Here is a 20,672-nt window from a genome sequence, read left to right on the forward strand (position 1 = left end):
TCAGCAGTCAATGCCCCGCTGGCGAAGGAGCTGACGCAGACTACTGATATCACGGGCAACAATCCCCTCCATACCCAGTCTGTCTGCCATAGCCACATGCTCAGGATCCACATCGACGAAAATCGTATGCCCGGGGCTGATGGCGAAACGACGCAGAGCCAGACGATAGAAGAGCGGATCGGAAAGATCCAGATGCTCCTCGGATGAAATCAGAACACCTTTCAGAGCAGAGAGGGGCGAGAGGGCATCTGACACCGCTTCGGTCAGCTGACTGGTCGTTGCCGCCAGGCCCCAAAGGGTCAGGCCAGCTCGCCGCAGATACCCCAGCAGATCCGATGCTCCAGGGAGCAGGCCCTTAACCGCCAAGGTGTAGTTTTCCAGACAGACGCGAACCACCCAAGCGACCGCAGGTCCGTGAGTGGTTTCATAATCGGCCAATGCCTGCTGTGGGTCCACGCCCAGATTGATCTGCCTCCTGACACAAGCGAAGCCCCAAGGGTCCTCCGGGTCCAGAACCATATCGACCACCCCGTCAGGATAATGCCCGACCAAGGCTCGGCGCGGGTCCCAGTCCACCAGGGTCCCAGGCAGAGCGAAGAGGATGCTGCCACCTGGGGCCGCTGGGTCGGGGCGGTCATCGTTGAATATATCCTCACCTGGCAGGTCGCCCGATACGCCTTGGCTTAATCCCTGCTGGAACTCCCGATGCTGCCTTGCCATGCCCCCAGAATAAACATCTGGACCTACAGAACATGCGGCAGAATCCAGAAGGCACGTGGTCAATCACTAGGTGAAGGCCACCGAATGGATATATTGAAGCCAGCAATGGTCGAATCTTACGTTTTGCGACCTGCCCAGGGCGGAAGTCCCGCCGGGCACGAAAGGAGCCGTTATGCGTCGGCTGCTGCTCACATCCTCATTCTCCGCTACCGCTGACAGGCTGCCCGCTTTCCTCGAAGGCTCGCCCGAAAATCATACGGTGGCCTTCATCCCCACGGCCAACCTTCCACAACGTTCAGATAGTTATGTCCAGGAAGCTCGCCAGGCTTTCACCGACATGGGCTGTCGAATCGACGACTTGGAAGTCTCGACCGCCGATCCGGAGACCATGCGTCGCAGTCTGGAGAAGGACGACCTGATCTATCTGTCCGGCGGCAACACCTTCTTCCTGCTGCAGGAGCTGCGTCGCTCAGGTGCTGCTGATCTGATCAGGCAGCAGGTGGGTCAGGGCAAACCTTATATCGGCGAATCGGCCGGTGCTGTGGTGACCGGTCCCGACATCGGCTTCCTGGATGCCATGGATCCGCGCTCAGCCGCCCCGGATCTGGACTCCACCGCAGGGCTGGGCCTGGTGGACTTCCGCCTCCTGCCCCATCTTGATTCCAAGCCCTTCGCCGAGGTGACCAGAAAAATTCTGGACCGCTACGGCGACGATGAGCCCATGGTGGCCATCAGCAACTCCCAGGCCGTGGCGGTTCGCGGGCAATGCCTGACCATTCTTTAGAGAATGCCAGTCAGCGACAGAGACCTTCCATGACCTGGCGGGCCTGATCTAGACGATCACCCGGACAGAGCAGGATGACACCATCCCCAGCAAGCAGCCGGAGATCACCAGCGGGAATTAGCCTATGCTCGCCCCGGCGAAGACCGATTACGGCGCATCCGTGCGGCCAGGGGACCTGTCCCAGCAGACGACCAGCCGCTGGACTGCCATGTTCTATGGGAAACTCCACAGTGACCCTGTCAGGAACCTGGGCATCGGGAGCATGTCCGCGTCGATAACGCTCCAGCAGAGCCTCGTAAATGGGCTCGACTCGCAGCAAATCGGACACCATCAGGGCCGTGAAGGCGCATAGAGCCACGGGAAGCATATGAACCAGGGATCCAGACATCTCCACCGTCAGCAGGATGGATGTTATGGGAGCCTTGACCGAGGCCGTCAGAGTGCCTGCCATGGCGCAGACCGCGCATACCGGAATGATCCGGACGGGCATTCCGAGGGCGGCTGCACCCATACCGCACAGGGACCCAGTCAGCGTGCCGACTGCCAGGATGGGCATAAAGATGCCGCCGGGGGCGCCGCTGCCGAAGGAACTGGCCGTGAAGAGCATCTTGACCAGAAGCAGAATCAACAGGTTGATGGCCACCGACCAGGCCAGCTCGCGAATACCCTCCGCCTTGCCGATCAGGTCCTCGCCGCCACCCAGGACGGCAGGCAGCAGCAATCCGACCGGCAGAGCCAGGAAGAGGGAGACCACCGGTCCCAGCTTTGAGGGCAGGTGACTGTAAAGACTCTGAGCACCCAGAAGCAGGCGGTTCATGGCAGCTCCCACCAGACCTGCCACCAGCCCAAGGGGGATCATCAGCAGATACTGGCCGATGGTCAGCTGTGGCATAGCAGTGAAGTCCAGGACCGGACGCAGGCCGAAGCGGTTCTTGGCGATGAAATCAGCACTCAGGCAGGCCATGGCCGCCGAAAGAAGAATCATGGGAGAAAAAGACCTGTGGATCTCCTCCAGAGCGAAGACCATCCCCGAAAGCGGCGCATTGAATGCTGCAGACAGACCGGCCGCCGCACCGGAGGTCACCAGGCAGGTCTCCTCCACACGGTCTCGGCGCAACCCACGGGAAACCAGTTGGGAACCGGCCGCGCCGATCTGCACCGAGGGTCCCTCGCGCCCCAGAGACAGGCCGAACATGCCGCAGGCCAAACCGCCCAGGAATCGTACGCCAAGCACGGGCAGAGCAGGCATGCGCATGCCGTGGATGACCACTCCCTCCACCTGTGGAATGCCGGAGCCAGAGGCCATGGGAACCCGGCCGACCATCCAGGCCAGGGCCAGCCCGACCAGCAGGGCGGCCAGCAACCAAGGAAGGATCATCAGAGGCTGATCACGCATCTGCCCGTAGGCCCATCGAGCGAACCGGGTGCCATAGCCGATGCCTTGCCGGTAGAGCACCACCAGTACTCCCACCAGCAGTCCGCAACAGGCGGCCCTGAACGCTACCAGCCACCGGCTGGCTCGACCCGGCCTGGTCGCCTGGACCGGGTCGGAACGATTGTCCTGATCCATCTCATCCGCCGACGGCCCTTTCCTCCAAGACAAATTCAGCCTCACCGGCCTGCTCCTTCCCTCCTTCGCGCACAACGGTTTCCAGCTTCTCCCAGGGCAGAGACCAGGAGCAATGACTGAGCCGACAGCTTCAACTTTCTGGCAGTATGAACACCTGGGATGCCAGCTTCCGAGCAAGATCCGGGAGGCAAGAGCCGGGCAAGCAGACAGACACGTCGTCAGAGCCTAACGGCAGTGCTGTCTGTTCGTCAGTTGCCGTCAGATTACCGTCCAAGACAACGGTGTTCACCTGGCCACGATGACCCACCAGATCCAGCAGCGAGACCCTACCTGGCACCGTACCCAGGCACTCGCTCAGGGTGGCAGCTGAGGCCATGTGCAGCCTCCGGCAACCGACCACTGCTCGCACCTGGCGCAAATCCGGTCGCCTTATGCCCCTGGCCACCAGGAGTATCAGCAGACCTCCAGCATCCTCCAGCAGCAGGAACTTGGAGAGGTTTTCCACAGAGAGCCCCAGCAGGTCAGCAATGTCCAGCTCCATGCCTTGGTCGATGGTATCCAAGGGCGGGTGTTGAACGACACGCCAATTTGTTCTCAAACCATCCAGAAGCTCTCGCACCGGCTGGGGAACCATCCTGTCCCCCGAGCCTAATGACCCCTTATCCATACCGGCCGAGGCGTCAAGCCCTGCTCTGGCTGCAGGATCAGTGCTGTCATTGCCTGGTCCCATGGACACCTCGTCAGTCGTTGTCCACCTCAGAGTCGGGCTTCAGCTCCTTCTCCTTCTGGCCTATACGCTTCCTGTCTATGCGATAGTAGGCGTTGAAGAGACCACCGGAGGTCAGTAGAACGATCAGAAGAACCAACAGCCATATGTTCTCTTTGGCTTCGTATGTTTCAAGCAATTCATAAGAGGAGGAAACCATCTTCAGCCAGCCTGCGACCGACACGAAGTACCAGGCCGTTGCCTGATCAAGGAAGCTTAGCGCCCGTCGACGTTCTGATCTGGTCCTGGTAGCCTGACGGAGAATTTCGTGCCCGCGTTTGCGCTCCAGTTGAATCTTGACGATGGGCACCAGCCACCACCAGGGCGAGACCTCATCCCAATTCTTGCTGAGCTGATCAAAGTCGTCCAGAAGCTCCTGATATTCCTGCAGCTCCATCAGCCCCTGGAAGAGCGGGAATGTGAAAAGCAGCCAATCCCCGATCAGAGAGACAATGGCGATGAATTGATCCACGACCCGACCTTTCCCTTGCAGAGTCGGCGCCCAAGGGTCGGCTCACGTGATTAAGCATGGCTACCATCCATCATTGTAGACACCAAGTTCCAGCCCAAACCGCTGTCTCAACCGCTGACCTCAGTACTGGGAACATAGAACTCAGCGAATACAAGAATGCCCCGGAGATAGCTCCGGGGCATCAGCCAGGCGGACAGGGCGGGATTCGAACCCGCGGTGGCTTGCGCCACAACGGTTTTCAAGACCGTCTCTTTCGGCCGCTCAGACACCTGTCCAAAAGACGTGCCAATCAGGCACGTCACTCATCATACGACATCAGGGTTGGTCTAACCAGCAGCGGAATGTCGGTCGCTCACGACAGAGGCGACTCAGGCCTCCCAGGTCTTGGGCTCGATGACTTCTTTCCCACCCACGTAAGAGCGCATGGCCTCGGGGATGACAATGGAGCCATCGGCGTTCTGGTGGTTCTCCAGGATGGCGACCAGCCAGCGGGTAGTGGCCAAGGTCCCGTTCAAAGTGCTGACAGGACGTGTGGATCCGTCCTCCAGCCGCTCGCGCTCGTTGAGGCGACGGGCCTGGTACTCGGTGCAGTTGGATGTTGACGTCAGCTCACGGTAGCGACCCTGGGTGGGCACCCAGGCCTCGCAATCGAACTTGCGCGCAGCCGAGGATCCCAAATCTCCTGCGGCGGTGTCGATGATCCGGTAGGGCACGTCCACCTTGGCCAGCATCTCCTGCTCCATGGCCAACAGCTGCTGGTGCTGGTCACGGGAGTCCTCCTGCTTGCAGTAGACGAACATCTCCACCTTGTCAAACTGGTGGACACGGATGATGCCCATGGTATCTTTGCCGGCGGAACCAGCCTCTCGCCGGTAGCAGCTGGACCAACCGCAGTAGCGCAGCGGACCCTTGCTCAAATCCAGAATCTCGTCCTCGTGCATGCCAGCCAGGGAGACCTCGGAGGTGCCCACTAGATACTGGTCGTCAGGCTCACGCAGACGATAGATCTCGTCGGCATGGGCGTTCAGGAAGCCGGTGCCGGCCATGACCTCGGGCCGGACCAAAGTGGGGGTGATCGTAGGAATGAATCCATGCTCCATGGCCTGGTCCACAGCCATGGTCAGCATGGCAATCTCCAGCCGGGCCACATCACCGCGCAGGAAGTAGAATCTGGATCCGGAGACCTTGACGCCCCTGCGCATGTCGATACCAGCCACGCCAACGCCCAGGTCCAGGTGGTTCTTGGGCTCGAAACCCTCCTTGGCGAAGTCGCGCGGAGTACCGACCTTCTTGACCACCACGTAATCATCCTCGCCGCCCTCGGGCGCCTCAGGCTCCACTACGTTGCTGAACTTCCACATCAGATCGGTGTACCTGGCGTTGGCCTCGTCAGAGGCTGCCTTGCAGGCGTTCACCTTGTCCGACAGGCTCTTGGTCTGGGCCAGAAGGTCGGCTTTCTCATCAGGAGAGGCCGAACCCATGCGCTTGCCGAGCGACTTCTGCTCGGCCCTGCGGCTTTCGTAATCCTGGAGTGCAGCCCTGCGCTCGCTGTCCGCCTTCAGCACTTCGTCGACGAGTTCAACCGATTCGCCGCGTTTGCGCTGTGATTCACGGACAACATCCGGATGTTCCTGAATGAACCTGATATCTAACATATCTGAATTCTATGACTTTCGGGGGACACGAAAACCGGCCCCGCACAACTCTTCCCAAGCCTTATGGCCTCTGTCGCAACCGGCCCGACCGCCGCCGACCAGCCAGGAAGAGCAGCCGAGGCAGGAAGGCGGACGGGAACCATCCGTCTTTTATATACATCTGCCCCGCATCACTTGCCGAATACGGTCTTGCGGAACCGTTTGCCGGTGGGAGTACCCGCAAGCCCGCCAATGCCGGTCTCCCTAAGTGACGATGGCATGCTCTCGCCGATGGACTTCATGGCTGCGATGACCTCATCGGGCGGGATTCTGCTGACGCCACCCGATAAGGCAATATCAGCAGCAATCAAAGCGTTGGCAGTGCCGATGGCGTTGCGGTTTACGCAAGGCACCTCCACCAGGCCGGCCACGGGATCGCAGACAAGGCCCAGCAGATTGCTCATGGCCATGGCGAAGGCCTGGGCGCAGGCATCAGGATCGCCTCCAGCACCCTCAACCGCTGCAGCGGCAGCCATGCCGGATGCGCTGCCCACTTCGGCCTGACAACCGCCTGTAGCTCCAGAGATCATCGCCTTGTTGGCGGTAACCAGACCGAAAGCCCCTGCCGTGAACAGGCAGCGAATCAACCCATCGTCATCCAGCCCCATTCGATTCTTGAGCACTGTGAGCACGCCGGGCAGAGTGCCCGAAGAGCCGGCGGTAGGAGTCGCACAAATGATGCCCATGGCCGCGTTGACTTCGTTGGTAGCCATGGCGGCCTCAACGGCCTGCAGCATGGCGTCACCGCTCAGGCTGGTTCGCGTCTTCCGATAATGCTCCAGCAGAGCCGCCTGGCCACCACTCAGCCCAGTCTTGGAAAACACGCCATCGCCCTGGGACCCCCTGGCAACAGCAGCCTGCATGACCTGCAGATTCCTGGCCATTCTTGCCCAGATCTGCTCACGGGTCTGGTGCGAACGTCGCACCTCCTCGTCGATGGCCACTTCAGATATCGACGATCCACGCTCTTCGGCCATACTCACGAGTTCAGCAATCGAAGTGAACATGCGCCATGCCTCCTAGTCGATATACATCATCCGGGACGAGTGACCCGCGATCTGCTTCTGTTGCTGCGTGGACAGCGGATTGTCCAAATCGAACTCGTACACCGCCATGCCGGCCGGACCCTCGGGCTCATACCTGGTCTGCTTGGTCACACCCTCTTCTCGAAGCAGATCGCGTATGCGCTCCAATCGCCGACCTGCGCCCTTTTCGGATTCATCCACTTCCACCAGCAGGATGGGCAGAAGCCCTGGAGGAGTGATCTGGCAGCCGTCCAAGTTGATACGCCGTACTTCAATGGTCCCGCCCCCGATGGAACAAGCCGCGTATATCACCCGACCGGCTGGCCCCCGCAAGTCCAGGACAGCGGTATTCGGGTGGTCGATGGGGCTTGGTTCGTCCTCCTCGTGGAAGGTCAGATCCATGCCCTGCCTGCGTGCGATGCCAACGGCATCAGGCACCCGGGGGTCATCCGGCGCAAAACCCAGCAGGCCGCTGATGATGGCGTAGTCGGTACCGTGGCCGCTGTGCGTGCGAGCGAAAGAATCATAATAATGAACATCAGCACGGCTCGGAACACCCCCGGCAAGGATGTGGCCAACCCGACCAATGGCCACAGCCCCGGCTGTGTGCGAGCTGGAGGGTCCAATCATGATGGGACCTATGATGTCGAACACGCTCTTGTATTTATCCATGCCTGCCTCCTCTTCCCATACCCCCGGGCTTTCCCGGACTTCCAGCGCACGAAGCCGTTGCAACTCCAGACCGAAGGGACCACATGGACCGAGTGCCATCTTAACTTTACAGTTTTCACTACTCAATCAGCTCATACTGTGAGCGTGATTGCTGTAGAGGGTTCGTTCACGTCGGACACACCCAGAAGATTCGAGTCGGCAGGGCGCGCAAAATGGAGTCATGCCAATTCCAGCGGTCGTCATCCTCGCCATCCTGGCAGCGGCGGCCATTGTCGCCACTGCGGTGGTGCTGATCGTCCGCGCCCAAAGACGGCATAAGTTCGCCATGCAGATACTGGCCCGGGACGACGACCAGCTCAGCTACGCCTTCGTCATCAACCCCTCCAAACCCCAGGCTGCTGCCGCCCGCGAACGCATCCAGCAATACTGCCGAGACAAGGGCATCCGCGAATTCAGCTTCATCGAAACCCAGCTGGATCGGGACGGCAGGGCCTGCGCCCGCATGGCACTGGAGCGTGGGGCCAACGTAGTCGTTGCCGTGGGCGGGGACGGGACTGTACGCACCGTAGCCAGCGCCATGGCTTCCAGCGATCATGTCATGGGCATCATCCCAATCGGGACCGGAAACCTGTTCGCACGGAACATGGGCATTCCAGTAGGCGATCTGGACGCCGCCCTGGCCGTGGCCACCTCGCACGGGTCCACCCAGGTGGATGTGGGCCGCATGACCCTCCTTGACGCAGACAGTAAGGAGCAAGGTCGTGGTCACGCTTTCCTGATCATCGCTGGCATCGGCTTCGATGCTCTGATGATTGACGACACCGACCCTAATCTGAAGAAGACGGTCAGCTGGCTGGCCTACTTCATCAGTGGCGCCAAGCATCTGTTCGCACCCAAGTACACGGCCGACATCTCCATCACCCGGCCCGACCAGGTCACGCAGACCAACACATCGGTGACCTTCCGCACCTTCATGGCCGGCAACTGCGGGGAGATTCCAGGATTCTCCCTGATGCCCGATGCCTCCTACGATGACGGCATCCTGGACTTCGAGATCATCGACACCTCCGCCGGCTTGATCGGCTGGGCCAACCTCTTCGGGGACGTGATGCATCAGACCATCACCCGCAAGACCAGCCAGAGCCCCCTGTCAACCAACTCCACCATCGTCCAGCTGCAGGGGACCAAGGCGGAGATCCGCCTGGAGAAGCCGGCCCTGGCTCAGGTGGACGGAGACATTCTGGGTGAGACCTGCCACATCGCACTCAGTGTGGAGCGTCAGGCCCTGGACGTGCGGGTGCCGCAGTCCGACTGAGACCGAAAGAGCCTGTTGCCCATCTGTCCGCTTTCTCATGCCGGGGTGGCATGATGGGAGCCATGACAGCACAGAATGCGGGCAAGCCTGCCAGCCCAGAAGATCTGATCAACGTCGACGATCTGATCGGCAGGTACTACGATCTCATCCCCGACCCTTCAATTCCCTCCCAGCGGGTGTCCTTCGGCACCTCCGGGCATCGCGGCTCCGCCCTGACCATCTCCTTCAACGAGGCCCACATCGTGGCTATCAGCCAGGCCATAGCCGAACAGCGCACCAAGGACGGGATCACTGGACCGCTCTATCTGGGCCGTGACACCCACGCTCTCTCCCTTCCCGCCTGGAAGACGGCCATCGAGGTCCTGACCGCAAACGGGGTACGGGTGCGCATCGATGCCAATGATGACTACACTCCCACACCCACCGTCTCCCAGGCCATCCTGACACACAACCGGGCGGCTGACGGCACCCAGCGCTTCTCCGGCGAGGATCTGGCCGACGGCATCGTGGTCACTCCCTCCCACAACCCGCCCACCGATGGCGGATTCAAGTATGACCCGCCCACAGGCGGTCCGGCTCCGGCCGAAACCACCAACGCCATCGCCCAACGGGCCAACAATCTCCTGGGCGACTACAGGCAGGTCAAGCGGATTCCTTTTGAGGATGCCATCAAATCCGACCTGGTGGAGCGCTTCGACTACCGGGAGCATTACGTGACCGACCTGGGCAATGTCATCGACTTCGATCTGATCAGATCTTCCGGAGTCCGTCTGGGCATCGACCCGCTGGGCGGCGCCTCAATCAACTACTGGCCGCTGATCAATGAAAAGTACGGCCTGAACATTGGTGTCGTCAACCCGGAGGTGGATCCGACCTGGCGGTTCATGACCATCGATCACGATGGGAAGATCCGCATGGATCCCAGCTCCCCCTATGCCATGAAGGGGCTGGTGGATCGCCTCAACGCCGGAGCCTGGGACTCCTACGACCTGGTGGGGGGCACCGATCCGGACGCCGACCGGCATGGCATCGTCTGTCCAGGAACCGGGGTCATGAATCCCAACCACTACATCGCCGTCTGTGTGGAATACCTCTTCTCGGGCAACCGTCCCGGATGGCCCCATGGTGCCGGCATCGGCAAGACCCTGGTCTCCTCCTCCCTGATCGACCGCGTGGCCGCATCCATCGGTGCCAGGCTGATCGAGGTACCTGTGGGCTTCAAGTGGTTTGTCGACCCCCTCTTCAAGGGCGAGGTGGCCTTCGGCGGCGAGGAGAGCTCCGGAATGAGCTTCCTTCGTAGGGACGGCCGTGTCTGGACAACCGACAAGGATGGGCTGATCCCCGACCTCCTGGCTGCTGAAATCACAGCCAAGACCGGCAAGAATCCGGCCCAGCTCCACCAGGAGCAAGTTGAGCGCTTCGGCCAAAGCTGGTACAAGCGGGTGGACACCCCGACCACATTGGAGCAGAAGCAGAAGTTCGCCCAGCTGAACGGCGACGATGTGACGGCTTCCACACTGGCCGGCGAACCCATCACTGCCAAGCTGACCGAGGCTCCGGGCAATGGGGCCAAAATCGGGGGCATCAAGGTGACTACCCGGAACAACTGGTTCGCTGCCCGCCCCTCCGGCACCGAGAACATCTACAAGGTCTATGCGGAATCCTTCGTTTCGCCTGAGGCCCTGGACCAGGTTCTGGACGATGCCGACCAGGTGGTCGCCAAGGCCCTGAGCTGAGTTCCAGACAAGACCGCATGCACCTGCCCGCAGTACTCATCGCGGGCACGGGTGCTTTCTATCTGTCTGTCTAGGCTGGAGCCATGACCAATGACAAGAACCTGGTCGTCTCGACCGACGGCAGCGCACTGAGCAACCCCAATGGCCCCATGGGCTGGGCCTGGGCCGATCACGAGGGCGGCGACGCAGATGCAGGCGGCGCCAGCAACGGCACCAATCAGATTGGCGAGCTATGTGCCGTGCTGCAGGCGTTGCGCGCCCACCCAGGCGAGCGCCCGCTAGTCATCGAAACCGACTCCCAATACGCCATCAACTGCTCCACCACCTGGGTGCCCGGATGGAAGAAAAAGGGCTGGAAGAACTCCCAGGGCAAGCCGGTGAAGAACCGCCCCCTGATCGAAGCCATCGACCAGGAGATCCAAGCACGGTCGGGATCGGTCAGGTTTGTCTGGGTCAAGGGCCACGCCGGCGACACCTTCAACGAGAAAGTGGACACTCTGGCCCGCGGCTACGCCACAGCTGCAGGCAAGGGCGAACGGGAAGGCTGTCTGCCCATTGAGGGCTGGCGTTCGCTGCTGGCCTCTCCCTATGCCAAGGGCACGCAAGTGCCGTCCGCAGTCAAGGCTGAACTGGACGGAGGACCCCAAGTTCTGGACAAACTGGGCCGCAAGAAGGTCGTCCTGGACCAGGAGGAGCAGAAAGACCTGGCCGAAACCGCTGTCGAAGCCGAATCTGTGGAAGCAACTTCCCCCCAGTCGCCAAAGACGCAGGATATCGAAGAAAGCCAAACCACAGTAACGGATCCAGGCGATGAGGCCATCAATGGCACACCCGACCCCGACATAGCCGATGGTCAGGAAGACGAACTCGCACCTGCTTTCAAGGACACCTCAGATACCGACACGGCTGACCAAGAGACCAAGAGCTCCGGCGCCCGGGGACTGAGAGCCAGCGGTCGCATCCGCATCACGCCGCCCCCATCCGGCAGCAGCATGTTCACAGGACAGGATCTGCATATCGTCGGGAGCATCGATATAGACGCAGACATCGATCCTGACGGCTACCTGACCATTCAGGAGTCGCCTTTCCGCCTGCACGCCATTGAAGTGGAGGATTGAACGGCTCATGGACCGTCAGGGGCCATCGTCTAGACTGGAATGAACCTGAATCAACAAGACCCGCAGACATCAGCAGTTGAGCGCATGCGGGCATGAAGGAGCGTGTATGGACAAGACCGAGCAAGACAGACTGAAGAAGGCCGCCGGCGTCGAGGCGGCCAAGCTGGTCGAGAACGGCATGACCGCCGGACTGGGCACCGGATCCACGGTCCGGTTCTTTGTGGATGAACTGGGACGGCGCGTGAAGGAAGAGGGTTTGGAGTTCACCGGCGTGACCACCTCCCGGCGGACCAAGGAGCAGGCTGAAGGCTACGGAATCCGCATCGTCGACATCGACCAGGTTGATCACATCGATGTCACCATCGACGGGGCCGACGAGGTCGACAAGGACTTCAACGGCATCAAGGGCGGCGGCGCAGCCCTGCTCTGGGAGAAGATTGTAGCCGTCAACTCCAGAAGGATCGTCTGGATTGTGGACGAGTCAAAGGTGGTCGACACCATTGGCCGCTTCCCGCTGCCTGTGGAGGTTATCCCCTTCGGCGAGCGCCACGTCCTGGATCGTTTCAAGGAGCGCGGCTACAACCCAGTACTGCGGTTGGACGGCCAGGGACAGCCGGTTCTGACGGACGAACACAACCACATCATCGATCTGCATCTGGATCGGATCGAGCACCCGCAGGATCTGGCCCAGGACCTGATCACCACCGTGGGTGTCGTGGAACACGGCCTCTTCCTCAACATGGTTGACACAGTCATCGTGGGCGACCCGAACGGGCCCCGGGTCATGACCAACGCCAACAAGTGAGCGTCAGCAATCATCCCCTCCCCTACTGGTTGGAGGCATCCGGCTGGCCACGATGACCGGCGATGATATACACGAAGCCCCCCGCGTCCATTCGATGCGGGGGGCTTCGTTGACCCTGATGGGCCATAAGTCATAAAGCTACTTGCGCTGGTGACGAGTCTTGCGCAGCAGTTTGCGGTGCTTCTTCTTGCTCATCCGCTTGCGGCGCTTCTTGATGACAGAACCCATCCGAGCCTCCGATCCTTAGTTACCTGGAAGTGTCCAACTTGCTTATCGTACACCGCTTGCGGGACGACTAAAGTGGAAAGGCCTTGTAAAAAGCCTCCAGCGCAGTCCGCTGGCCCTGGGCGCGGAAGACCACCGTATCATTCTGCCAGATGACCAGGGCTTTGTGCTCGTCGTCGCCATCCGCCTTCTCCAGGTAGGATCCGGTGACCGTGCCGCCGCTGCGAACATTGCCCGAGGCCAGCTCCTTGCCGGACATGCCCGTGGACTGGCTGTCATAGAGCGCCTTGGCATCTTCGCTCCTGGACCACTGAGCCAGGTGGAGGGTCACGTCCCCGCCCGATTTGCCGGATGAGTAGACCAGGTTGTACTCCTCAATAGGTGTACGGGTGCTCCACTCGCTGTCGGAATCCGCTTTGACGCGGGCGAACTCGCCCACCGTATCAGGCATTGCCTTGAGCAGCTCTGAAGCCGAGTCGGGCAGGGGCACCGCCGTGGCCTTGGGGCTGCTGGCCTGCGAGGGCTGTGAGGAGGAGGAAGCCGAGGCCTGGGCGACTGGCTCTTGGCTGCGCACCGCCCAGTGAGGCCAGACGAAGGCCGATAAGAGCACGAGGACCACCACTGCTGCCAGGGCGATGACCAGACCGATCCGTCGACGGCGCTGCTTGGCATGCGCGGAGGAGTCAGAGGAAGAGGACACGGGTGCAGAAGGATTCTCAGCCATACCTCCATTCTCTCATGCGCAGGGTGTCGGCACTGCGAAGATGACGTAAAAGCCCAGCTCCTCGTCCCTGAATCCCGATAGCGTGCAGGTATGGCCAAGACGACGACGCAATACGTGTGCACGGAATGCGGCTGGACCGGCGGCAAGTGGTTCGGACGCTGCCCTGAATGCGGCCAGTGGGGAACCATCGAGGAATTCCACGAGGCCCGTGTCGTAGGCGCAGGCGGGAGTCTGTCCACCTCCGGCGGCAGCCATACGGCGCCTGCGCCCCCGAAGACCGGCCTGGCCCGGCCCATCACCCGTGTAGGCACGGACCAGGTAAAGCGTATTCCCACAGGATTCGAGGAGTTCGACCGGGTCCTGGGAGGAGGCATCGTACCAGGATCGGTCATCCTCTTGGCCGGCGAACCGGGCATCGGTAAGTCCACCCTCCTGCTGGAGACCGCTGGCCGTGTAGCCGACCTGGGCGACCAGGAAGACAAGGTGCTCTACATATCCGGCGAGGAATCCCAGGCTCAGGTGCGAATGCGGGCAAGTCGGGTGGGAGCGCTCAAGGATTCACTGCTGCTGGCTTCGACGACCGACCTGGCCACGGTGCTGGGGCTGATCGAGCGCGAGAAGCCGGCACTGGCCATTGTGGACTCCGCCCAGACCATCGTCTCCAGCCAGGTCGACGGCATCTCCGGGGGCTCCACCCAGGTACGCGAGGTAGCCATCAGCCTGATCGACATGGCCAAGTCGCACGATATCCCCATCCTTTTGGTAGGCCACGTGACCAAAGACGGATCCATAGCCGGACCGCGGACCCTGGAGCATCTGGTTGATGTAGTCTGCCAGTTCGAGGGCGATTCCCAGACCGCTTTACGCCTGCTGAGAGCCGTCAAAAATCGGTTCGGCCCCACCGACGAGGTGGGCTGCTTCGACATGGGCGAGCAGGGTATCGAAGAGGTCAGCGATCCCACTGGGCTCTTCCTGTCCACGGCCGGGCAGGAGGTGGAGGGCACCTGCGTGACCTTTACCTTGGATGGCCACCGCAGCCTACCCATCGAAATCCAAGCTCTGGTCACCTCCTCGGTTCTGCCCACTCCCCGCCGCAACACCAACGGAATCGATGCCAACCGCCTGGCCATGCTGGCCGCGGTGCTCTACCGCCACGGCCGGGTCAACCTGCTGACACGAGACCTATATGTGTCCACCATCGCCGGCGGGCTGGCCAAGGAGCCCGGATGCGATCTGGCAATCGTGGCCGCCCTGGCCAGTGCAGCCAAGTCCCGGCCCATCCTGCGCACCACCTGTGCCATGGGCGAGATATCACTAACAGGACAGGTCAGGCCTGTGCCTCAGCTCAACCACCGGCTGCAAGAAGCCGCTCGCCTGGGATTCACCCGGGCGCTGGTCCCGCCCGACCGACATTCAGGAGGCCGAAAGCCCATTCAGGGATTGGAAGTGATCGAAGTCACCTACCTTGCCGAGGCTCTGGAGGCTCTGGGGCTGGTCTGAAAAGTGGCCGCTGGTCCCCTATCGCACCATATGGCGTTCACCTGCCGACTCGTTAACCTGCCGGACTAGGATGGAGTCGCCGGAAGACCGACACTCATCATCATCGCGAGGAGCAGATCAGCATGACCATCTTCACCAGGAAAAACATACGCAGGCTGACGGCGGCCGCACTCACGACAGTCACGCTCATGGCCGGCGCGGCCTGTGGCTCCTCATCGAGCAACAGCGGGCAGTCAGCGGCCAAGCAGGACATCACCCAGCAGACCATCAATCCCGGCACCCTGACCATTGCCACTGGAGACCCGGCCTACGCCCCCTACGTGCAGGACAACAAGCCCGAATCCGGCAAAGGCTACGAGGCTGCCGTGGCCTATGCAGTAGCAGAGAAAATGGGATTCGACAAGGCACACGTCACCTGGACCAGGACCACCTTCGATGCCGCCATCGCCCCGGGAAGCAAGGACTACGACCTGAACATCCAGCAATTCTCCATCACCCCTGAACGCCGGCAAGCTGTCGACTTTACTCCCAGCTACTACAACTCCACCCAGTCACTGGTGGTCAGAAACAACTCCCCATATGCCTCCGCCACCTCCCTGGCCCAAATCAAGGACGCCAAGATAGGCGCCATGGTCGGCTCCACCTCCTACGAGATGGCCCACAAGCTGGTCAAACCCGACATCGACACCTTCAACGACGACGTGGCCTCGTCACAGGCCTTGGACGCCAATCAGATCGACGCGCTTGTCGTGGACACCCCTTCAGCCGTAACCATGGTCGATTCCGGGCAAGTCAAGAACGCCAAGATTCTCGGGCAGATCAAGGGCTCGCAGGACCCGGAGGGCATGGGCATAGTTCTGCCCAAGGGGTCCAAGCTGACCTCGGCCGCTTCCAAGGCTGTCACCACCCTGAAGAAGGATGGGACACTGGACAAGCTGCAGAAGCAGTGGCTGCACGTCTACACCTCCCTGCCCACCCTGGGCTGAGAGAAGAAAGGAAACCTTGTCGTTCATGGCCACCTCGGCACAGGACGCGGTCAGCGATATTCAACGGGAACGGGAACGCTATGGCCGTCGACAGAATCTGCGCTCCGTGGCAGTCAGCATCGCGAGCACACTTGTACTGGCCCTGCTGATCGCCCTTGGGTTGCACGCCTCACCCGGCTGGCCCCGAGTCAAGCAGTCGTTTTTCTCCGGTGCCTACTTCGCGAAAGCCTTCCCTAAGGTCCTCCAGGGGCTCTGGCTCAATCTGGAGGTCCTTTTCTTCGCGGTCATCGGCGTGGCCCTGCTGGGCACCCTCCTGGCCATGATTCGCACCAGCCGGAACCCGCTGCTCTTTCCCCTGCGGGTGCTGGCCCAGATCTACACCACAATCATGAGGGGCATCCCCATGATTGTGGTCCTCTACCTGATTGGCTTCGGCATTCCCGGACTGGCCATCTTCAACCGGATTCCGGCAGCTCTACTGGGCACCGTGGCGGTCATCCTTTCCTATTCGGCCTACATCGCCGAGGTACTGAGGGCCGGCTTCCAGGACGTCGGCCCCTCCCAAAGGGCGTCAGCACGCTCACTGGGCCTGACCTCGGGGCAGACCATGCGTCTGGTCGTCATCCCCCAGGCTCTACGCAAGGTGGCTCCTGCACTGATGAACGACTTCATCTCCATGCAGAAGGACGTAGGGCTGATCTCGGTTTTGGGAGCCGTCGACGCGGTCAGAGCGGCCCAGATCATCGTGGCCACCTCCTACAACTTCACCCCCTATGTGGTGGCCTCAGTGCTCTTCATCGCCACCTCGGTCCCCTTCATTCTTCTCAACGACTGGTATTCCAACCGGCTGCGCAAGCGCGAACAGAGCGGAGGCATGGTATGAGCGAACAGGCAGGCGCCGATCAGAACCAACCGGTGCTCCGTCTGGAGAATGTGCGCAAGACCTACCCCGGGGGCAACAAGGTCCTGCGCGGCATTTCCATGACCATCATGCCTCATGAAACCGTGGCCCTGCTGGGTCCCTCCGGGTCGGGCAAGTCCACCCTGATGAAGTGCATCAACCTGTTGGAGACCGTCAACGATGGACGGATATGGCTGGGCGGCACCGACATCACCGACCCCAGGATCAACCAGGATGCTTGCCGGGCCAGAATCGGCGTGGTCTTCCAGCAGTTCAACCTCTTTCCCCACATGAACGTCCTGAAAAACGTGACCCTGGGGGCCATCAAGGTTCATGGCATGCCCAAGGACCAGGCCAGGGAACGGGCCCTGGAACTGCTGGATCGAATCGGCATGAAGAAGAAAGCCGGAGCCTACCCCGATCAGCTCTCAGGCGGCCAGCAGCAGCGGGTGGCCATCGTCCGAGCCCTGATGACCGACCCGGAACTGCTCCTGCTGGATGAGATCACCTCAGCCCTGGACCCCATGCTGGTAGGTGAGGTCCTGGCCATGGTCTCGGAGCTGACCGCCGGAGGCACCACTATTCTCATGGCCACCCACGAGATGAGTTTCGCCCATCATGCGGCCAACCGGGTTGTCCTGCTGCTGGACGGTGTCATCGCCGAGAACGGAACGCCGCAAGAGGTCATGGACGAGTCTGAGAATCCGCGAACCAGGGAGTTTTTCAGCCACTTCCGAGGGCTGTGAGTTCCAAGGTTCCTACAGTCTTCAGTTGACGGAAAACACTCTTCCTGCAGCCTTGGTCAGTTCCAGGGTGCGATCGGCATCCAGGGCCAGCTGTCGTTTGAGGGGCTTCTCGCCCGCATACCGTTTCTGACCGCGCAGACGGCTGAGGAATTCCACCCGGACCCGGTGACCGTACAGGTCCACCCAATCCGGCCGGACGGCATTGGCCTCCAGGATTCTTGGCATCTGCTGGCCAGGAGCCAGGAAGGTCTCCTTGGTGCCGATGGAGATGGCGGCAGGCATCCGCCAGGGCGAGCCCTGAGCCAGCCGCCCCTCCCGTCCCTCCGGCGTCGCCATAGGATCCGTAGGCAGACCCAGGTCAACCAGCCAGCCTGCATAGACTCCATCTTCGGGCATCATCCCCTGGCTGTCGGGAGCAAGATTGGCAGTCGGGAATCCCAAGCGGCGACCCCGCTGCTCCCCATGGACCACTGTGCCTTGAACCATGTGCGGCCGGCCCAGAATATTCAGGGCCGCATCCACATCACCATCCAGAATCAATTGCCGAAGGTGGGAGCTGCTCCAGGCCCTTACCTGACGCCGCTTCAGGCCGTCAGCGTCAGGCAGTGTGCAGTCGCCCGGTCCCTGGTCGTCCACTACCTCCAGGTTGAACAGTCCTGTGTCTGCCAGATCGCCAATCGCCTTGATATCACCGACCCGCCCTGCGCCCATCTGCGCATCGCTGCCCAGAACCAGCGTTCGCATGGCCAGCTGTTCGGTAAGCTGCTTGAGGAAGAATCGATAGGACTTGGCTGCGAAGGCCAGCGTGTATCGGACCACCACAACCTGATCCAGCCCCATCTGGGCCATCAGCCTCAGGCGCTCCTCCAGAGGCATGATCTGATCAGGGTCATGGCGAATCAGGTCCAGGGGCGGTTCGGTCATGTCATGGCCGTCAGCGTAGCTATGAACCAGTTTGGGACTTGGGTCGAAGACCAGGGCCATGGGCCGATCCTGATTCTTGGCAGCGAGCTCGACCACCTGGCGCAGTAGGGCCTGATGACCCCGGTGCATACCATCGAAGACACCGATGGTGACCACGCTGGACCGGGCCCCCAAGGTTCCCGGCCACCTGACAATGCCCGACTCGTTCGGGCTGACCTGGCTGACCTTCATCCGCTTCCCATCACTTAGTCATGGCGGCCCCGAACCCGGGCACCGAAAATTCCTTAAGCACTGTATTCCCACCGTCGCACCCTGGCAAGACCCTGGAGCTAAACACGAACCTACGCACTCAGGCCTCGGGGTGGAAGACCACATCCGGCTTGGCCCCGCCTCGTGAACCGGGTGCCAGGATAGCAGCCAGCCGCTGCTTGCCCTGAGGCCCTGCCAGGGCAGCTGTGGGCCCAGTGACAGGCAGATCCAAGAATCCGCCGTTAGAGACTCTGACGGCCTGGTCGGCATCCAGGTTCAGGACAGGCATGCTCATGCGTGCCGCCTGCGCCAGGTCAAGCGAGCCATCCAACATCGCCTGCCGGTCGCGGTCCAGGACCATGCGACTGCGAACGACCGTCTGACCTTGGCGGTTCCGGTAGGTGTGAGGGACTACATGACCGCCCAGAACCCTGGATGCCAGGTCGGAATCCTCCAGGTCGAATGGACCCACACGAATCCTTCTTAGGACCGTCAAGTGACCGCCCAGATCCAGGCGTTCGCCCAAATCACGAGCCAGGGCGCGGATGTAGGTGCCGCTGGAGCAGGACACCTCAACATCCACATCGACCACCTCGGCTCCCTGATCGGGCAAAACCACACGGCGAAAGTCAAGCAGATTGAAGGATGCAATCCGAATGCGTCGGGGCTCCAGCTTGACCTCCTGGCCTGCGCGAGCCAGATCATAAGCTCGCTTGCCCTTGACCTTGATGGCAGAGAATGCATCAGGCACCTGGTCGATCCAGCCGGTGAAGCAGCGATCAATCAGATCCTGCAGACCCTGGGCTGTCAGCTCATCCACCCTCTGCGCAGCTCCAGGACGCACCGGCAGCAAATCACCGTCCGCGTCGTCCGTGGTGGTGCCCAGTCCCAGGCGAATAGTGGCTCTATAGGTTTTATCATGGCCGACGATGACCGTCAGCAGGCGCGTGGCCTGGCCGAACCCTATGACCAGCAGACCAGTGGCCATGGGATCCAGGGTTCCGGCATGGCCTACGCGACGCATGCCAAGGCCAGAACGAACTGCAGCCACCACGTCATGGCTGGTCACACCGCTCGGCTTGTCAACAAGGATGATGCCAGAGGTCGGTTCACCAGTGCCGGACTCCATACCATCAGACGACTCGGAAGCCTCTGCCCCACCGATGCCTTCAACGGTCGGTTTCATCCGCACCCTCTGCCGCAGGTTCACCAGGGACGGAGTCCGACCCATCGGCCTCTTCCTCGTCGTCATGCCTGTATGGATCGGAGTCGCCGGCATAGCTGGCATTGACCCGGGCTTTGGCCATGGCCGCGTCCCGGTGACGGGCTGCGGTCAGCACATCCTCAATCTCAGTCGCCTCGGCAGGCACCTCATCGTAAATGAAGCGCAGCGTAGGCGTCAGCCGCAGACCGGCCCGAGCACCGACCAGGGTGCGCAGCCTGCCCGAGGCCTGCCGCAGAGCTTGCTGGGCGCGCTTGCGCTCCCCGGCCTCATGGCCCGACCGACCCAGCTGGGTCCAATAGATTTTGGCTATCTGCAAATCGTTGGTGACCCGAACCTCAGTGACGGTGACCCCTGCCAGGCGCTTGTCGTGCATCTGGGACTCCAGCGCAGAGGCTACGACCCGTTGTATCAGGGCCGCTATGCGTACAGCGCGGGGATTTCCAGCCATCATGATTCCTTTCTCGAACCGTCCATGACCAATCGTCGCATTCATGGACATCCGCCCCGGCCAGGGA

General features: G+C 61.4%; 21 protein-coding genes and 1 tRNA gene. 9 read left to right on the forward strand and 13 right to left on the reverse strand.

What is annotated here, in order from left to right:
* Positions 1-720 (reverse strand): hypothetical protein, encoded by a 720-nt coding sequence (locus tag H3V09_RS04725; protein ID WP_198191412.1) that lies wholly within the window; start codon positions 718-720, stop codon positions 1-3.
* Between the two features lie 172 nt (positions 721-892).
* Here H3V09_RS04725 and H3V09_RS04730 point away from each other — a divergent pair, with 172 nt between their 5' ends.
* Entirely contained in the window at positions 893-1,504 is a 612-nt protein-coding gene (locus H3V09_RS04730; protein WP_046323275.1) for a Type 1 glutamine amidotransferase-like domain-containing protein, read from the forward strand.
* A 10-nt stretch (positions 1,505-1,514) separates the two neighbouring features.
* Here the strand turns inward: H3V09_RS04730 and H3V09_RS04735 are convergent, their stop codons facing one another.
* From H3V09_RS04735 to H3V09_RS04765, 7 genes are all read right to left on the reverse strand, one after another.
* Entirely contained in the window at positions 1,515-3,074 is a 1,560-nt protein-coding gene (locus H3V09_RS04735) for a ClC family H(+)/Cl(-) exchange transporter (protein ID WP_232339495.1), read from the reverse strand.
* Positions 3,075-3,204: 130 nt separating this feature from the next.
* Entirely contained in the window at positions 3,205-3,804 is a 600-nt protein-coding gene (locus H3V09_RS04740) for a YbaK/EbsC family protein (protein WP_198191410.1), read from the reverse strand.
* 10 nt (positions 3,805-3,814) lie between these two features.
* Positions 3,815-4,312, reverse strand: a complete 498-nt coding sequence (locus tag H3V09_RS04745) for a hypothetical protein (RefSeq protein WP_121913581.1) — start codon at positions 4,310-4,312, stop codon at positions 3,815-3,817.
* A gap of 190 nt (positions 4,313-4,502) precedes the next feature.
* Positions 4,503-4,587 (reverse strand) — tRNA-Ser (locus H3V09_RS04750).
* Between the two features lie 93 nt (positions 4,588-4,680).
* Positions 4,681-5,967 (reverse strand): serine--tRNA ligase, encoded by a 1,287-nt coding sequence (serS, locus tag H3V09_RS04755; protein ID WP_198191409.1) that lies wholly within the window; start codon positions 5,965-5,967, stop codon positions 4,681-4,683.
* Between the two features lie 170 nt (positions 5,968-6,137).
* On the reverse strand, positions 6,138-7,013 hold the full coding sequence (gene sdaAA, locus H3V09_RS04760; RefSeq protein WP_198191408.1) for an L-serine ammonia-lyase, iron-sulfur-dependent, subunit alpha: 876 nt from the start codon (positions 7,011-7,013) through the stop codon (positions 6,138-6,140).
* A 12-nt stretch (positions 7,014-7,025) separates the two neighbouring features.
* Positions 7,026-7,703, reverse strand: a complete 678-nt coding sequence (locus tag H3V09_RS04765) for a serine dehydratase beta chain (protein WP_198191407.1) — start codon at positions 7,701-7,703, stop codon at positions 7,026-7,028.
* A 220-nt stretch (positions 7,704-7,923) separates the two neighbouring features.
* Here H3V09_RS04765 and H3V09_RS04770 point away from each other — a divergent pair, with 220 nt between their 5' ends.
* From H3V09_RS04770 to rpiA, 4 genes are all read left to right on the forward strand, one after another.
* The gene (locus H3V09_RS04770; protein WP_198191406.1) at positions 7,924-9,018 is read left to right on the forward strand and encodes a diacylglycerol/lipid kinase family protein; all 1,095 of its coding nucleotides are present in this window, start codon (positions 7,924-7,926) and stop codon (positions 9,016-9,018) included.
* Between the two features lie 62 nt (positions 9,019-9,080).
* Positions 9,081-10,754, forward strand: coding sequence for a phosphoglucomutase (alpha-D-glucose-1,6-bisphosphate-dependent) (gene pgm / locus H3V09_RS04775; protein WP_198191405.1), 1,674 nt, complete (start codon positions 9,081-9,083; stop codon positions 10,752-10,754).
* Between the two features lie 83 nt (positions 10,755-10,837).
* Complete coding sequence (locus H3V09_RS04780; protein ID WP_198191404.1) at positions 10,838-11,872, forward strand: ribonuclease H family protein; 1,035 nt, start codon at positions 10,838-10,840, stop codon at positions 11,870-11,872.
* Between the two features lie 106 nt (positions 11,873-11,978).
* Positions 11,979-12,677, forward strand: coding sequence for a ribose-5-phosphate isomerase RpiA (rpiA, locus tag H3V09_RS04785; RefSeq protein WP_198191403.1), 699 nt, complete (start codon positions 11,979-11,981; stop codon positions 12,675-12,677).
* Between the two features lie 138 nt (positions 12,678-12,815).
* Here the strand turns inward: rpiA and H3V09_RS04790 are convergent, their stop codons facing one another.
* Positions 12,816-12,905: a 30S ribosomal protein bS22 gene (locus H3V09_RS04790; RefSeq protein ID WP_004268639.1), complete on the reverse strand. Its 90-nt coding sequence runs from the start codon at positions 12,903-12,905 to the stop codon at positions 12,816-12,818.
* 67 nt (positions 12,906-12,972) lie between these two features.
* Complete coding sequence (locus H3V09_RS04795) at positions 12,973-13,626, reverse strand: hypothetical protein (protein ID WP_198191402.1); 654 nt, start codon at positions 13,624-13,626, stop codon at positions 12,973-12,975.
* Positions 13,627-13,716: 90 nt separating this feature from the next.
* Between H3V09_RS04795 and radA the strand changes: the two genes are divergently transcribed.
* The 4 genes from radA (at position 13,717) to H3V09_RS04815 (ending at position 17,759) form a co-directional block, all read left to right on the forward strand.
* The gene (gene radA / locus H3V09_RS04800; RefSeq protein ID WP_198191401.1) at positions 13,717-15,126 is read left to right on the forward strand and encodes a DNA repair protein RadA; all 1,410 of its coding nucleotides are present in this window, start codon (positions 13,717-13,719) and stop codon (positions 15,124-15,126) included.
* Positions 15,127-15,248: 122 nt separating this feature from the next.
* Positions 15,249-16,112 carry an ABC transporter substrate-binding protein gene (locus H3V09_RS04805; RefSeq protein WP_198191400.1) on the forward strand — a complete coding sequence of 288 codons (864 nt, stop codon included), beginning with the start codon at positions 15,249-15,251 and terminating at the stop codon, positions 16,110-16,112.
* 25 nt (positions 16,113-16,137) lie between these two features.
* The gene (locus H3V09_RS04810) at positions 16,138-16,995 is read left to right on the forward strand and encodes an amino acid ABC transporter permease (protein ID WP_198191399.1); all 858 of its coding nucleotides are present in this window, start codon (positions 16,138-16,140) and stop codon (positions 16,993-16,995) included.
* Positions 16,992-17,759 (forward strand): amino acid ABC transporter ATP-binding protein, encoded by a 768-nt coding sequence (locus tag H3V09_RS04815; protein ID WP_198191398.1) that lies wholly within the window; start codon positions 16,992-16,994, stop codon positions 17,757-17,759. Before H3V09_RS04810 ends, H3V09_RS04815 begins: the two co-directional genes overlap by 4 nt.
* A gap of 21 nt (positions 17,760-17,780) precedes the next feature.
* Here the strand turns inward: H3V09_RS04815 and ribF are convergent, their stop codons facing one another.
* From ribF to rbfA, 3 genes are all read right to left on the reverse strand, one after another.
* On the reverse strand, positions 17,781-18,914 hold the full coding sequence (gene ribF / locus H3V09_RS04820; RefSeq protein WP_198191397.1) for a bifunctional riboflavin kinase/FMN adenylyltransferase: 1,134 nt from the start codon (positions 18,912-18,914) through the stop codon (positions 17,781-17,783).
* 118 nt (positions 18,915-19,032) lie between these two features.
* Positions 19,033-20,061, reverse strand: a complete 1,029-nt coding sequence (truB, locus tag H3V09_RS04825; RefSeq protein ID WP_198191453.1) for a tRNA pseudouridine(55) synthase TruB — start codon at positions 20,059-20,061, stop codon at positions 19,033-19,035.
* 40 nt (positions 20,062-20,101) lie between these two features.
* Positions 20,102-20,605, reverse strand: a complete 504-nt coding sequence (rbfA, locus tag H3V09_RS04830) for a 30S ribosome-binding factor RbfA (protein WP_198191452.1) — start codon at positions 20,603-20,605, stop codon at positions 20,102-20,104.
* Between the last annotated feature and the right edge of the window lie 67 nt (positions 20,606-20,672).

Origin of the sequence: Bifidobacterium sp. M0399, from assembly GCF_016100595.1 — a bacterium.
GTDB lineage: Bacteria > Actinomycetota > Actinomycetes > Actinomycetales > Bifidobacteriaceae > Bombiscardovia > Bombiscardovia polysaccharolytica.

Bases quoted from the DNA above. Each gene is read 5' to 3' on its own strand.
- H3V09_RS04725 (WP_198191412.1), bottom strand. From the start codon at position 720: ATGGCAAGGCAGCATCGGGAGTTCCAGCAGGGATTAAGCCAAGGCGTA.
- H3V09_RS04730 (WP_046323275.1), top strand. From the start codon at position 893: ATGCGTCGGCTGCTGCTCACATCCTCATTCTCCGCTACCGCTGACAGG.
- H3V09_RS04735 (WP_232339495.1), bottom strand. From the start codon at position 3,074: ATGGATCAGGACAATCGTTCCGACCCGGTCCAGGCGACCAGGCCGGGT.
- H3V09_RS04740 (WP_198191410.1), bottom strand. From the start codon at position 3,804: ATGGGACCAGGCAATGACAGCACTGATCCTGCAGCCAGAGCAGGGCTT.
- serS (WP_198191409.1), bottom strand. From the start codon at position 5,967: ATGTTAGATATCAGGTTCATTCAGGAACATCCGGATGTTGTCCGTGAA.
- sdaAA (WP_198191408.1), bottom strand. From the start codon at position 7,013: ATGTTCACTTCGATTGCTGAACTCGTGAGTATGGCCGAAGAGCGTGGA.
- H3V09_RS04765 (WP_198191407.1), bottom strand. From the start codon at position 7,703: ATGGATAAATACAAGAGCGTGTTCGACATCATAGGTCCCATCATGATT.
- H3V09_RS04770 (WP_198191406.1), top strand. From the start codon at position 7,924: ATGCCAATTCCAGCGGTCGTCATCCTCGCCATCCTGGCAGCGGCGGCC.
- pgm (WP_198191405.1), top strand. From the start codon at position 9,081: ATGACAGCACAGAATGCGGGCAAGCCTGCCAGCCCAGAAGATCTGATC.
- H3V09_RS04780 (WP_198191404.1), top strand. From the start codon at position 10,838: ATGACCAATGACAAGAACCTGGTCGTCTCGACCGACGGCAGCGCACTG.
- rpiA (WP_198191403.1), top strand. From the start codon at position 11,979: ATGGACAAGACCGAGCAAGACAGACTGAAGAAGGCCGCCGGCGTCGAG.
- H3V09_RS04790 (WP_004268639.1), bottom strand. From the start codon at position 12,905: ATGGGTTCTGTCATCAAGAAGCGCCGCAAGCGGATGAGCAAGAAGAAG.
- H3V09_RS04795 (WP_198191402.1), bottom strand. From the start codon at position 13,626: ATGGCTGAGAATCCTTCTGCACCCGTGTCCTCTTCCTCTGACTCCTCC.
- radA (WP_198191401.1), top strand. From the start codon at position 13,717: ATGGCCAAGACGACGACGCAATACGTGTGCACGGAATGCGGCTGGACC.
- H3V09_RS04805 (WP_198191400.1), top strand. From the start codon at position 15,249: ATGACCATCTTCACCAGGAAAAACATACGCAGGCTGACGGCGGCCGCA.
- H3V09_RS04810 (WP_198191399.1), top strand. From the start codon at position 16,138: ATGGCCACCTCGGCACAGGACGCGGTCAGCGATATTCAACGGGAACGG.
- H3V09_RS04815 (WP_198191398.1), top strand. From the start codon at position 16,992: ATGAGCGAACAGGCAGGCGCCGATCAGAACCAACCGGTGCTCCGTCTG.
- ribF (WP_198191397.1), bottom strand. From the start codon at position 18,914: ATGAAGGTCAGCCAGGTCAGCCCGAACGAGTCGGGCATTGTCAGGTGG.
- truB (WP_198191453.1), bottom strand. From the start codon at position 20,061: ATGGAGTCCGGCACTGGTGAACCGACCTCTGGCATCATCCTTGTTGAC.
- rbfA (WP_198191452.1), bottom strand. From the start codon at position 20,605: ATGGCTGGAAATCCCCGCGCTGTACGCATAGCGGCCCTGATACAACGG.